This is a genomic window from Pseudomonas tritici (genome assembly GCF_014268275.3).
GTDB lineage: Bacteria > Pseudomonadota > Gammaproteobacteria > Pseudomonadales > Pseudomonadaceae > Aquipseudomonas > Aquipseudomonas tritici.
Genome location: NZ_CP077084.1, coordinates 1,276,007 through 1,288,506, shown reverse-complemented (window position 1 = coordinate 1,288,506; position 12,500 = coordinate 1,276,007). Strand labels below are relative to the sequence as shown.

The window sequence follows — 12,500 nt, the reverse complement described above, 5'->3', positions numbered from 1 at the left end:
AGGGAATTGATCATTACCGTTATAATCGCCGACTTTTCGTCAGGCTATACGATTCCAGACATGAGCCAATCCAGCGACCTTATCCAATCCGCACAACGCACCATCCGCCTCGAGCTTGAAGCCGTAGAAGGCTTACTGGCCCATATCGACGCAGATTTCGTACGCGCCTGCGAGATGATTCTGGCCAGCAAGGGCCGCGTCGTCGTGGTCGGCATGGGCAAGTCAGGCCACGTCGGCAACAAGATCGCCGCCACCCTGGCCAGCACCGGGACCACTGCGTTTTTCGTACACCCGGCCGAAGCCAGTCATGGCGACATGGGCATGATCACCAAGGATGACATCATCCTGGCACTGTCCAACTCCGGCACCACCAATGAAATCGTGACCCTGTTGCCACTAATCAAGCGCCTGGGCATCCAGATGATCAGCGTTACAGGCAACCCGGAATCAACGCTGGCCAAGGCCGCCGAAGTGAACCTCAACGTTCACGTGGCCCACGAGGCCTGCCCGCTGAACCTGGCACCAACCTCTTCCACCACCGCCGCGCTGGTCATGGGCGATGCCCTGGCCGTGGCACTGCTGGAAGCCCGCGGGTTTACCGCCGAAGACTTCGCGTTTTCCCACCCAGGTGGTGCCCTGGGCCGCCGCCTGCTATTGAAAGTGGAAAACGTCATGCACTCGGGCGACGAATTGCCCCATGTCCAGCGCGGCACTTTGCTGAAGGACGCGCTGATGGAAATGACCCGCAAGGGCCTGGGCATGACCGTTATCCTGGAAGCCGACGGGCGCCTGGCCGGGGTCTTCACCGACGGTGACTTGCGCCGCACCCTGGACCGCACCATCGACATCCACACCGCCACCATCGATGCGGTAATGACACCCCACGGCAAGACCGCCCGCCCTGAAATGCTTGCAGCCGAAGCCTTGAAGATCATGGAAGACCACAAGATCGGCGCGCTGGTGGTGGTCAATAGCGACGGCCACCCGATTGGCGCCTTGAACATGCACGACTTGCTGCGTGCGGGAGTGATGTAAATGACCGACGACCTGTTGCAACGCGGCAAAAACATCAAACTGGCGATTTTCGACGTTGACGGCGTGCTGACCGATGGCCGCTTGTACTTCCTCGAAGACGGCAGCGAATTCAAGACGTTCAACACCCTCGACGGCCAAGGCATCAAGATGCTGATGGCGTCGGGTGTGCAAACAGCGATTATCAGCGGCAGAAAAACCCCCGTTGTGGAACGCCGCGCACAAAACCTGGGGATTCCTCACCTGTATCAGGGCCGCGAGGATAAACTGGTGGTTCTGGACGAGCTTCTTGGCCAACTCAACCTAAGCTATGAGCAGGTCGCCTACTTGGGCGATGACCTGCCCGACCTGCCGGTGATTCGTCGAGTGGGCCTGGGCATGGCCGTTGCCAATGCGGCAGCCTTTGTTCGCGAGCATGCCCATGGCATCACCACCGCCCGTGGCGGTGAAGGTGCCGCCCGCGAATTCTGCGAGCTGATCCTGCGTGCCCAAGGCAGCCTTGAAGCGGCCCACGCCGCCTACTTATAGAGCGTTTTATGCTGAGCAAAAAGATTCGCAACTTCCTGCTATTCGCAGTCATCGCCGCACTGTTCCTGGCGGTGGGCTACTGGAATATCAGCCCGGAGCGCTTTCTCGACCAGCCTGCTGCGCAGGTTGACGAGGGGGTTATCGACTATTACGCCACCAATGCCAAAAGCGTGCAGTTCCTGCCCGACGGCAAGGTGCAGTACGAGATGACCTCGGACAAGGTCGAGCACGTGAAAGCCAGCGAAGTGACCCTGCTGACCAACCCGGACATGAACATTTACCGCGGTACCGAGTTCCCATGGCACGTCACCAGCAAGCGTGGCGAGGTCAACCCGGACGGTACCGAGGTAGAACTGATCGACTCGGTGCGCGTTGCGCGCACTGACGATAAAAAACGTGAGACCGTGATTACCACCAGTCGCATGACCGTATTCCCGCAGAAGCAATATGCGCAGACCGAGCAAGACGTTAGAATCGACGGCGCTGGCGGTGTATCGACTGGCAAGGGAATGAAAGCGTATTTGAAAGAAAGCAGGATACACCTGCTATCGAACGTAAGAGGACAGTATGAGGCTCGTTAAAACTCTCCCTATTTTGCTCGGCCTGGGCGCAGCACTGGGAAGCGTGAGCGCCTGGGCTCTGCCGAACGATAGCCAGCAGCCGATCCACATTTCGGCTGACGATGCGCAACTGGATGACAAGCAAGGCGTCGCCACCTACACAGGCGGCGTGATCATCACCCAGGGCTCGATGAAGATCACCGGCAACACGGTGACCCTGACTCGCACCCAGGCTGGCGATATTGACGTGGTCACTTCGGTGGGCAACCTGGCTTACTTCGAACAGAAGCAGTCCGCTACCGACACCGGCCCGATGAAGGGTTACGGCAAGACCATCCAGTACCACGCCCAGCAGAACCGCATTGTGCTGATCGACCAAGCCAAGGTGCTCAGCCCCGACGGCAACTCCACGGAAGGTGAGAAGATCACCTATGACACCGTGAAACAGATCGCTAACGCCGGTCGTGCCAATGGCAACAAGGTCACCGCACCGCGCCCACGCATCGACATGGTTATCCAGCCGAAGAAGAAGGCCGAGTAATGGCAACCCTGAAAGCCCAGCATCTGGCCAAGGCCTATAAAGGCCGTCAGGTCGTGCGCGACGTCAGCCTGTCGATCGACAGCGGCCAGATCGTCGGCTTGCTCGGCCCCAATGGCGCCGGCAAGACCACCTGCTTCTACATGATCGTCGGACTGGTCCAGGCGGATCAGGGTCGCGTATTGATCGATGACCTGGACGTGAGCCACCAGCCGATGCACGGCCGCGCCCGCGCCGGTATCGGCTATCTCCCGCAGGAAGCGTCGATCTTCCGCAAACTGTCGGTGGCCGACAACATCATGGCCATCCTCGAGACCCGCAAGGAGCTCGACCGTGACGGCCGTCGCAAGGAGCTGGAAAGCCTGCTGCAGGAATTCCACATCAACCATATCCGCGACAACCTCGGCATGAGCCTGTCCGGTGGTGAGCGCCGCCGCGTAGAAATCGCTCGTGCCCTGGCCACTGCACCGAAGTTCATCCTGTTGGACGAACCGTTTGCCGGCGTCGACCCAATATCGGTCGGCGACATCAAGCAGATCATTCACCACCTCAAGGCTAAGGGCATTGGCGTGCTGATCACTGACCACAACGTCCGTGAGACGCTCGATATCTGCGAAACCGCGTATATCGTCAACGATGGTCAACTGATCGCTGAAGGCGACTCCGCCACCATCCTGGCCAATGAACTGGTCAAGGAAGTGTACCTGGGTCACGAGTTCCGCCTGTAAACACCGTGGTGTCACGGCCGATTGCCAAGGTGCGCGGGAGTCAATGAAAACCTCTGGATTTTTATTGTTACCGCGCTCTAGGCAAAGCCCCCGATATCAGGCATATAATTTGCTTATGTTTGGCGCTCACGCGCCCTGTCGTGGATGGCGCATTGCGCCGGCGAATAAGGTGTTAAGCCCCTGCCATGAAACCATCGCTAGTCCTGAGAATGGGCCAGCAGCTGACGATGACACCGCAGCTGCAACAGGCCATCCGCCTGCTCCAATTGTCGACCCTGGACCTGCAACAGGAAATCCAGGAGGCCCTGGAGTCCAATCCGATGCTCGAACGCCAGGAAGAAGGCGACGACTTCGATAATGCAGACCCGCTGGCCGATAACATCGAGCAAAAACCCAACCCCGATGTGCAGGAACCCTCCTATCAGGAAACCGCCCCAACGGTGGATAACCTCGAGGAAGGCGACTGGAACGAACGCATTCCCAACGAGCTTCCCGTCGACACCGCCTGGGAAGACGTCTACCAGACCAGCGCCAGCAGCCTGCCCAGCAATGACGATGACGAGTGGGATTTCACCACCCGCACCTCCGCCGGCGAAAGCCTGCAAAGCCACCTGCTGTGGCAACTGAACCTGGCGCCGATGTCGGACACCGATCGCCTGATCGCCGTGACCCTGATCGACTGCATCAATAACCAGGGCTACTTGGACGAGACGCTTGAGGAAATTCTCGAAGCATTCGACCCTGAACTGGATATCGAGCTGGACGAGATCGAAGCCGTCCTGCACCGCATCCAGCAGTTCGAACCCGCTGGCATCGGTGCGCGCTCCCTCAGCGAATGCCTGCTGCTGCAATTGCGCCAACTGCCCGCCAAGACCCCCTGGCTCGCCGAAGCCCAGCGCCTGGTCACCGATTACATCGACATGCTGGGCAGCCGCGACTACAGCCAACTGATGCGCCGCATGAAGCTCAAGGAAGACGACCTGCGCCAGGTCATTGAGCTGGTACAAAGCCTCAACCCGCGTCCTGGCTCGCAAATCGAGTCCAGCGAAGCCGAATACGTGGTTCCCGACGTGATCGTGCGCAAGGATAACGAGCGCTGGCTGGTTGAACTGAACCAGGAGTCGGTGCCACGCCTGCGGGTCAACCCGCAATACGCCGGTTTTGTGCGTCGCGCTGACACCAGCGCCGATAACACCTTCATGCGCAACCAATTGCAGGAAGCTCGCTGGTTTATCAAGAGCCTGCAAAGCCGCAACGAAACCCTGATGAAAGTGGCCACCCAGATCGTCGAGCACCAGCGCGGCTTCCTGGAATACGGCGACGAGGCGATGAAACCGTTGGTACTGCATGACATCGCCGAGGCGGTTGGCATGCATGAATCGACGATTTCTCGGGTAACCACGCAAAAATTCATGCATACCCCACGGGGTATTTATGAACTGAAATACTTTTTCTCCAGCCACGTCAGCACCTCCGAAGGCGGTGAATGCTCGTCCACGGCGATTCGCGCGATCATCAAAAAACTGGTTGCCGCGGAAAATCAGAAAAAGCCATTGAGTGACAGTAAGATCGCTGGTTTACTGGAGGCACAAGGCATTCAGGTCGCCCGTCGAACCGTCGCCAAGTACCGCGAGTCCCTCGGGATCGCGCCTTCCAGCGAGCGTAAGCGTTTGATGTGACGGGCGGGCCACAGCGTTCCAGTGGCAGGCGCTTTCGCCTGTCGCTTTATGCACTGGCAACGAAGGAGAAGCTGTATGCAAGTCAACATCAGTGGACACCAGCTGGAAGTCACCAAACCCCTGCGTGAATACACCGAAAGCAAGCTGAACAAGCTTGCGGGGCATTTTGACAAGATCACCAACGTGCAGGTCATCATGGAGGTCGATAAGCTCAAGCAGAAAATCGAGGCCACCCTGCACGTACCGAATGCCAAGCTCGTCGCCAATGCGGAACATGAGGACATGTACGCGGCGATCGACTCGCTCTACGACAAGCTGGACCGCCAACTCATAAAGCATAAGGAAAAGAATCTGCACCTGATGCAAGGTACAGGTCGTTAACTCTCCCCCCATGATCCGACTTGAAACCATCCTGACCCCCGGCCGTTCCCTTGTGAACGTGCCGGGCGGCAGTAAAAAACGCGCCCTCGAACAAATTGCCAACCTGATCGGCCGTGAAGTGCCTGAACTGGAAACGCAAACTGTGTACGAGGCACTGATTGCTCGTGAAAAACTTGGCTCGACCGGTTTTGGTAACGGCATCGCTATTCCCCACTGCCGCCTCAAAGGCTGCGAGACGCCTGTCAGCGCCCTGCTGCACTTGGACCATCCCATCGATTTCGACGCTATCGATGGCGCCCCGGTCGACCTGCTGTTTGTTTTGCTGGTCCCGGAAGCTGCCACCGATGCACACCTGGAACTGCTTCGGCAGATCGCCAGCATGCTCGACCGCAAGGAAGTACGCGACAAACTGCGCAGTGCCAGCAGTAATGAGGCGCTGTATCAGGTTGTCGTGGACGAACAGAACGGGCAGTAATCATGCGCTTGATCATCGTCAGCGGCCGTTCCGGCTCAGGTAAAAGCACCGCCCTCAATGTCCTTGAGGACAGCGGTTTCTACTGCATCGACAATTTGCCCGCCGGCCTGCTGCCGGAATTGGCGGAACGCGCGCTGATCCATACTGAACTGGCGCAACCCCTGGTCGCCGTTTCGATAGATGCCCGCAACCTGCCCAGCCATCTTGAGCGATTTCCACAATTGCTCGAGGAAGTGCGGGCCAAGCACATTCATTGCGATGTGCTGTACCTGGATGCCGACGAAGAGACGCTGCTCAAGCGTTTCTCCGAAACACGCCGACGCCACCCCCTCAGCAGCCCTCACCGCTCCTTGGCCGAAGCCATCGAGGACGAAACCAAGCTGCTGGGACCGATCATTGACCTCGCCGACCTCAAGATCAACACCACCAGCCTTAACCTGTACCAGCTGCGCGATGCCATCAAGCTGCGCCTGTTGAACCAGCCGGAGCCAGGCACGGCGTTTCTCGTGGAGTCGTTTGGTTTCAAGCGCGGAATGCCGGTAGATGCAGACTTGGTGTTTGATGTGCGCTGCCTGCCGAACCCCTATTGGAAGCCGGAACTGCGCGAACAATCCGGGCTGGATCAACCTGTTGCCGACTACCTGGCTGCGCAACCGGATGTTGAGGAGATGTTCCAGGACATTTCCAGCTACTTGCTCAAATGGTTGCCACGCTTTGCCGCAAGCAATCGGGCCTATGTCACCATTGCCATTGGCTGCACCGGCGGCCACCACCGCTCCGTCTACCTGACCGAACGCTTGGGCCAGGTGCTGCAACAAACCCTCAAGAACGTTCAGGTCCGCCACCGCGACCTTAGCTGAAAGGAACACCCCCGCGATGCCCGCTCTGGAAATTGAAATCATCAACAAGCTGGGCCTTCACGCCCGCGCTTCGGCCAAATTCGTGGGTGTGGCTGGGCAGTTTCCCTGCCAGATTCGGGCCGGGCGCACGCCGGAATCCATGGTCGATGGCAAAAGCATCATGGCAATGATGATGTTGGCGGCCGGCAAAGGCACCAAGATTCACTTGAAGACAGAAGGCGAGCAAGAGCAGGAAGCGATGGACGCACTGGTTGCGTTGATCAACAACTACTTTGATGAAGGCGAATAACCCTTCGTAGCAGCCCGGCTTGCCGGCAATGACGTCATTGCGTTCGATGTAAGACTGGAGCCAATCACGGGCAAGCAGGCGCCTACAGAAAAGCGTGTTTATCCTAAAGCCGTGTCCATCACCATCATCAAGCAAAAACCGGTGCACAATCCCAAACTGGCGAGTTTTTCGTGACCATTGCGTCGCGATTCAGGGATGACTTCGTGAGTCACCACCAATAGCATCGCGCCAGCAGCCAAGGCCAGGCCCAAAGGCAACAGCACCTCAGCCAGGCTCACCAACCAGGCGCAGAGCACAGCAAACACCGGCTCCACCAAGCCTGACGCAGCACCGATCATAAACGCCTTGACCCGCGACATCCCTGCCCCGGCCAACACCAGCGCGATCACAAGGCCTTCAGGCACATCCTGCAAAGCAATGCCCATGGCCAGGCTATCGGCCTCTGGCATGCCGCCTCCGGCAGAAACGCCGACCGCCATGCCTTCGGGGATGTTGTGAGCGATGATGGCAAACACGAACAGCCAGATGCGCGGCGGAATCACCGGCTTATCCGGCGTGCCGACGAGCATTTCCGGGCTTGCGCCGGAAACCTTGCGGTCAACCAGGTATAGCCCGAACGCCCCAAGCATAATGCCGAAGCTGATCAAGCCACTGGCGCCCCAGGGCGACAATCCCAGGCTTTCAGCCGCGGCAATGCCTGGCACGATCAGCGAAAACGCCGTCGCCGCCAGCATCACCCCTGCCCCAAAGCCCAGCAGTGTATCGCTCAATGTCACCGGCATCCGCCGAATGACCAACACTGGGACCGCGCCGAGCGCCGTGCCGAGCGCGCAGATGGACCCGCCCTGCAGGGCACGCAGAATTCGCGGTTCCAGGTCAAGCCAGGCCAGCCCGTGGGCCACCAGCAATGCAGTACCTGCCAATAGCAGCAGCGAGCCAAGTGCATAACGAAACATCCGCCCGCTGCTGATCGCCAGTGTGTCAGTGCCCATAGTCGGCCTTAGATCTTGTTATAGAGGTGGATATCAGGCCACAGCGGCCTGATAGCGTGCGGCGACTTCAGGCCAGTTAATGACACTGTAGAACGCATTGATGTATTCCGGGCGACGGTTCTGATAAAGCAGGTAGTAGGCGTGCTCCCAGACGTCGAGGCCGAGAATCGGCGTATTACCGCTCATCAAGGGGCTGTCCTGATTGCCGCTGCTTTCCACCACCAGGGTCTTTTGCGGGGTGACGCTCAGCCAGGCCCATCCACTACCGAAGCGCGTCAACGCGGCTTTGGTGAAAGCATCCTTGAAGCTGTCGAAACCGCCCAATTGTTCCTCGATCGCCTTGCCCAGTGCGCCCTCGGGCTTACCGCCACCTTTGGGCGACATCACGGCCCAGAACAGCGAGTGGTTGGCGTGGCCGCCGCCTTGGTTAATCACGGCTGCACGAAGTTTTTCCGGCAACTGCTGCACGCTGGATACCAGTTTTTCCACCGGCCAGCCCGCAAACTCAGTGCCCTCAACTGCGGCATTAAGGTTGTTGATATAGGTTTGGTGGTGCTTGGTGTAATGGATCTCCATGGTTTGCGCATCGATATGCGGTTCCAAGGCGTCATAGGCGTAAGGCAAGGCAGGCAAGGTGTAGGTCATATCAATGTGCTCCGTAATGAGGAGTGGTCGGCTGCGCCGCAGTACCGCCCAGCAAGCGATGGGTACGCGGGTACTCGCCGTGATCGCTGATGAAATTCAGTAGCTCGACGTAGGTTTTGCTGCTCTGGCGCAAGGCCGCTTCCCGCAATTGCGGGCTCAGCCGCGAGTCCTGCAGGGTCTGTAAAAGACGCTGGTGAATAGCGCAAAGGTATTCCGCGCTTTCTTCCGGCTGGTTCAGGCGCAGGTGCAAGTCCGCCAGGTTATGATGAGAAATGACGCACGCCGCCACTGCTTCGTCGGCATCCGCCCAGCGTTCGAACAACACTTGAGCCAGGGCCAGGGCTTGCAAATAGGCCTCGCGAGCGTCAACCAACTCGCCCGCCATAAAGCAGCGATTGGCCCGTTCGATCGTGCGTTTCCAGTGCTCCATGGTGAGCCTCCAAATCAGGGTCGGTGATTACACGCCGCCGGCCGTGAGCTTTTCCGGATCCAGCAGGACTTCCAGTTGGCTGCGCGGCAGGTCGGTGTGCTCGAGGGCGACATCAATCACCGGACGGCCTTGCTGATACGCCTTCTTGGCAATTTCAGCGGCCTTTTGGTAACCGATAATCGGGTTGAGTGCGGTCACCAAAATCGGGTTGCGCGACAGCGCTTCCTTGAGCTTGGCTTCATTGACCTTGAAGCTGGCGATGGCCTTGTCCGCCAGCAGGCGGCTGGAATTGGCCAGCAATTCGAGGCTGCTGAGCAGGTTCTGGGCGATGATCGGCAGCATCACATTCAGCTCGAAGTTGCCCGATTGACCGGCGATGGTGATCACGGTGTCATTGCCGATGACCTGCGCGGCGACCATGGCCGTCGCCTCCGGGATCACCGGGTTGACCTTGCCAGGCATGATCGAAGAGCCAGGCTGCAAGCCTTCCAGTTCAATTTCACCAAGGCCTGCGAGCGGGCCGGAGTTCATCCAGCGCAGGTCGTTGGCGATTTTCATCAACGACACGGCGGTGGTTTTCAACTGGCCGGAAACGGCGACGGCGGTGTCCTGGGAGCCGATCAGCGCGAACAGGTTTTTGCCTGGGGTGAATTTGACACCGGTCAGGCTGCTCAACTGCTGGCTGAATCGCGCAGCGAATTGCGGGTGTGCGTTGATCCCGGTGCCAACCGCTGTGCCGCCCTGGGCCAGCGCTTGCAAGCTAGGCAGAAGATCCTGCAAATGCGCGATATTGGCCTTGAGTTGCTGCGCCCAGCCATTGAGCACCTGGCTCATGCGTACCGGCATGGCATCCATTAAGTGAGTGCGGCCGGTCTTGATGAACGGGTGAACCTCTACGGCCTTCTGCTCGATGACTTGAACCAGGTGCAACAGGGCCGGCAGTGTTTGCTCATGGAGCACCAATGCGGCGCTGACGTGGAGGGTGGTTGGAATGATGTCATTGCTGCTTTGACCGCAGTTCACGTGGTCATTGGGGTTGACCGGCTCGCCGAGCAACCGACTGGCGAGGGTGGCAATCACCTCGTTGGCATTCATGTTGGAACTGGTGCCGGAACCGGTCTGGAAAATATCCACCGGGAAATGCGGCATGAAATCGCCTTCCAGCAGGCCTTGGGCGGCATCGACAATAGCCTTGCCCTGCCCCGCGCTGATTTGTTCGAGGTCGACGTTAACCTTGGCCGCCGCAACCTTGGCCAAGATCAGGGCGCGAATGAATTGCGCCGGCATGCGTTGATGGCTGATCGGGAAGTTGTTCACCGCACGCTGGGTTTGAGCGCCATACAAGGCTTCGGCAGGCACTTGCAGCTCGCCCATGCTGTCGCGTTCGATACGGGTGTTACTCATCGTTAGATCCTTGCACGAGGTCGGAGTGAGAAATAGACGGCAGCAATTCGCAGGTCGCCAATTGCCAGGCAAAGGTCTGCCAGCGCTTGAGACGGCAGGGACATTGAGAAAGCTGTTCCAGGTCACGCAGTGGACGCCAAGCCTGGTCCAGGCATACGGAACGCCAGTGCCACGGCAGCGCTATATCGCTGGCGGTGTCGAGCAGTAAACGCAATGAGGTCTCAGCGATCGTCCACGGATGGGTCGCGGTGCAGCACGCCAGGTATCGACCTTCGTTGAGGTAATGCTCGATCAGGCGAGGCTCATTTGGATCGAGTGCGCAGCGGATTTGACGACTCATCCAGCGCCAGCTTTCCAGATAAGGATCCTCATGCAGGACAGAACTCATGATCTACACTCGCTCGATAATGATATTCATTATTAAATGATATTAAGAATCAAAACAAGAGCACCAAAGGATTCGTCCCACGACGTAGTTACAAAAAAAGGCGCGCCATCCGTGGGATGGCGCGCCTTTTTCAGGGAGCGTTGAAGGGTTAGCTGCCGGCGACGGTCATCCGCTCGATCAGCACAGAACCTGTGCGAATGTTGCTGCGCAGTTCCAAGTCATTACCCACGGCAACGATCTGCTTGAACATATCGCGCATGTTGCCAGCGATAGTCACTTCCTGAACGGCAAACTGAATCTCGCCGTTTTCTACCCAGAACCCCGCCGCGCCACGGGAGTAATCACCGGTGACCATGTTCAAGCCATGGCCCATCAATTCGGTGACTAGCAAGCCACGGCCCATGCGCCGCAGCAACGCCGCCTGGTCTTCATTGCCATGGGTGACAAACAGGTTATGCACGCCACCGGAGTTCGCCGTGCTTGGCAGGCCGAGTTTGCGACCGGAGTACGTGCCCAATATGTAGGAGACCAATTCACCTTTCTCGACGAATGGCTTGGCATAAGTCGCCAGGCCATCACCATCGAACGACGTGCTGCCCATGGCACGCATCAGGTGCGGGCGTTCATCGATGGTCAGCCACTCGGGAAACAGTTTCTGGCCAATCGCACCTTCCAGGAACGAGGACTTACGGTACAAGTTGCCACCGGAAATCGCCCCCAGGAAGCTGCCGAACAACCCACCGGCAAGTTCTGCCGAAAACAGCACAGGCACTTCGCACGTCGGCACCGGGCGCGCGCCCAGGCGGCTCGCGGCACGCTGCGCAGCACGCTGGCCAATGCTCACCGGGTCCGCCAGCAAATCGCCCTGGCGATTCACGTCGTACCAGTAATCACGCTGCATCTGCCCATTGGCTTCGGCAATCATCACGCAGCTCAGGCTATGACGAGTGGACGCATAACCGCCGATAAAACCATGGCTGTTGCCATACACACGGCAGCCCTGATGGGTACTCAATGTGGTGCCATCAGCGTTCTTGATGCGCGCATCGGCGTCGAACGCCGCTGCTTCACAGATCAATGCCTGTTCGATGGCTTGCTCAGGCGTGATGTCCCAGGCGTGGAACAGATCGAAATCCTTCAGGTCCTTGGCCATCAGCGCCTTATCGGCCAAACCCGAGCTTTCATCCTCCGAGGTGTGCTTGGCAATCGCCAACGCAGCCGCCACCGTTTCGCGAATCGCTTCCGGGCCACTGGCCGACGTACTGGCCGAGCCTTTGCGCTGCCCGACATACAAGGTGATGCCAAACCCTTGGTCGCGATTGAACTCAACGGTTTCCACTTCACGCTGGCGTACCGACGTCGACAGCCCCTGCTCCAGCGACACCGCCACCTCACAGGCACTGGCCCCCTGGCGCTTGGCCTCGGCAAGGATCTGCTCGACTTGTTCCTGCAGTGCCGGTAACGCTTGCGGACCGACGCTTTGGGCTGCACTCATGGTTTTCTCCACTCAAATTCTGCTTTCGGTTAAGGCCATCGAGCGACCGGGCCGGACAAGCGGCCCCCGACTGGTT

At 58.7% G+C, this 12,500-nt stretch carries 16 protein-coding genes; 10 read left to right on the top strand and 6 right to left on the bottom strand.

What is annotated here, in order from left to right:
- Nucleotides 1-60: 60 nt before the first annotated feature.
- The 10 genes from HU722_RS05660 to HU722_RS05615 all read left to right on the top strand — a co-directional run bounded on the left by HU722_RS05660 (nt 61) and on the right by HU722_RS05615 (nt 7,070).
- Nucleotides 61-1,035, top strand: a complete 975-nt coding sequence (locus HU722_RS05660; protein WP_065875088.1) for a KpsF/GutQ family sugar-phosphate isomerase — start codon at nt 61-63, stop codon at nt 1,033-1,035.
- On the top strand, nt 1,036-1,560 hold the full coding sequence (locus HU722_RS05655; protein WP_049709977.1) for a KdsC family phosphatase: 525 nt from the start codon (nt 1,036-1,038) through the stop codon (nt 1,558-1,560).
- A gap of 8 nt (nt 1,561-1,568) precedes the next feature.
- A complete protein-coding gene (gene lptC, locus HU722_RS05650) occupies nt 1,569-2,141 on the top strand; it encodes an LPS export ABC transporter periplasmic protein LptC (protein WP_065875089.1) in 573 nt (190 codons plus the stop codon).
- The gene (gene lptA, locus HU722_RS05645; RefSeq protein ID WP_025856312.1) at nt 2,128-2,661 is read left to right on the top strand and encodes a lipopolysaccharide transport periplasmic protein LptA; all 534 of its coding nucleotides are present in this window, start codon (nt 2,128-2,130) and stop codon (nt 2,659-2,661) included. Before lptC ends, lptA begins: the two co-directional genes overlap by 14 nt.
- Complete coding sequence (gene lptB, locus HU722_RS05640; RefSeq protein ID WP_049709979.1) at nt 2,661-3,386, top strand: LPS export ABC transporter ATP-binding protein; 726 nt, start codon at nt 2,661-2,663, stop codon at nt 3,384-3,386. Before lptA ends, lptB begins: the two co-directional genes overlap by 1 nt.
- 185 nt (nt 3,387-3,571) lie before the next feature.
- A complete protein-coding gene (locus HU722_RS05635) occupies nt 3,572-5,065 on the top strand; it encodes an RNA polymerase factor sigma-54 (protein ID WP_049709980.1) in 1,494 nt (497 codons plus the stop codon).
- 75 nt (nt 5,066-5,140) lie between these two features.
- Nucleotides 5,141-5,446: a ribosome hibernation-promoting factor, HPF/YfiA family gene (hpf, locus tag HU722_RS05630; RefSeq protein ID WP_003171804.1), complete on the top strand. Its 306-nt coding sequence runs from the start codon at nt 5,141-5,143 to the stop codon at nt 5,444-5,446.
- 10 nt (nt 5,447-5,456) lie between these two features.
- The gene (gene ptsN / locus HU722_RS05625) at nt 5,457-5,921 is read left to right on the top strand and encodes a PTS IIA-like nitrogen regulatory protein PtsN (protein ID WP_065875091.1); all 465 of its coding nucleotides are present in this window, start codon (nt 5,457-5,459) and stop codon (nt 5,919-5,921) included.
- A 2-nt stretch (nt 5,922-5,923) separates the two neighbouring features.
- On the top strand, nt 5,924-6,781 hold the full coding sequence (rapZ, locus tag HU722_RS05620) for an RNase adapter RapZ (RefSeq protein WP_049709982.1): 858 nt from the start codon (nt 5,924-5,926) through the stop codon (nt 6,779-6,781).
- 16 nt (nt 6,782-6,797) lie between these two features.
- Complete coding sequence (locus HU722_RS05615) at nt 6,798-7,070, top strand: HPr family phosphocarrier protein (RefSeq protein WP_012722237.1); 273 nt, start codon at nt 6,798-6,800, stop codon at nt 7,068-7,070.
- A gap of 98 nt (nt 7,071-7,168) precedes the next feature.
- Here the strand turns inward: HU722_RS05615 and HU722_RS05610 are convergent, their stop codons facing one another.
- The 6 genes from HU722_RS05610 to pmbA all read right to left on the bottom strand — a co-directional run bounded on the left by HU722_RS05610 (nt 7,169) and on the right by pmbA (nt 12,424).
- On the bottom strand, nt 7,169-8,062 hold the full coding sequence (locus tag HU722_RS05610) for a ZIP family metal transporter (RefSeq protein ID WP_065890514.1): 894 nt from the start codon (nt 8,060-8,062) through the stop codon (nt 7,169-7,171).
- Between the two features lie 33 nt (nt 8,063-8,095).
- On the bottom strand, nt 8,096-8,707 hold the full coding sequence (locus tag HU722_RS05605; RefSeq protein ID WP_065875093.1) for a superoxide dismutase: 612 nt from the start codon (nt 8,705-8,707) through the stop codon (nt 8,096-8,098).
- Between the two features lies 1 nt (nt 8,708).
- On the bottom strand, nt 8,709-9,137 hold the full coding sequence (locus HU722_RS05600; RefSeq protein ID WP_065875094.1) for a DUF2753 family protein: 429 nt from the start codon (nt 9,135-9,137) through the stop codon (nt 8,709-8,711).
- Nucleotides 9,138-9,164: 27 nt separating this feature from the next.
- Nucleotides 9,165-10,541, bottom strand: a complete 1,377-nt coding sequence (locus HU722_RS05595) for a class II fumarate hydratase (protein ID WP_065875095.1) — start codon at nt 10,539-10,541, stop codon at nt 9,165-9,167.
- Complete coding sequence (locus HU722_RS05590; RefSeq protein WP_065875096.1) at nt 10,534-10,929, bottom strand: FagA protein; 396 nt, start codon at nt 10,927-10,929, stop codon at nt 10,534-10,536. The genes HU722_RS05595 and HU722_RS05590 overlap by 8 nt, the downstream gene beginning before the upstream one ends.
- 148 nt (nt 10,930-11,077) lie before the next feature.
- Nucleotides 11,078-12,424: a metalloprotease PmbA gene (gene pmbA / locus HU722_RS05585; RefSeq protein WP_065875097.1), complete on the bottom strand. Its 1,347-nt coding sequence runs from the start codon at nt 12,422-12,424 to the stop codon at nt 11,078-11,080.
- Nucleotides 12,425-12,500 lie beyond the last annotated feature (76 nt).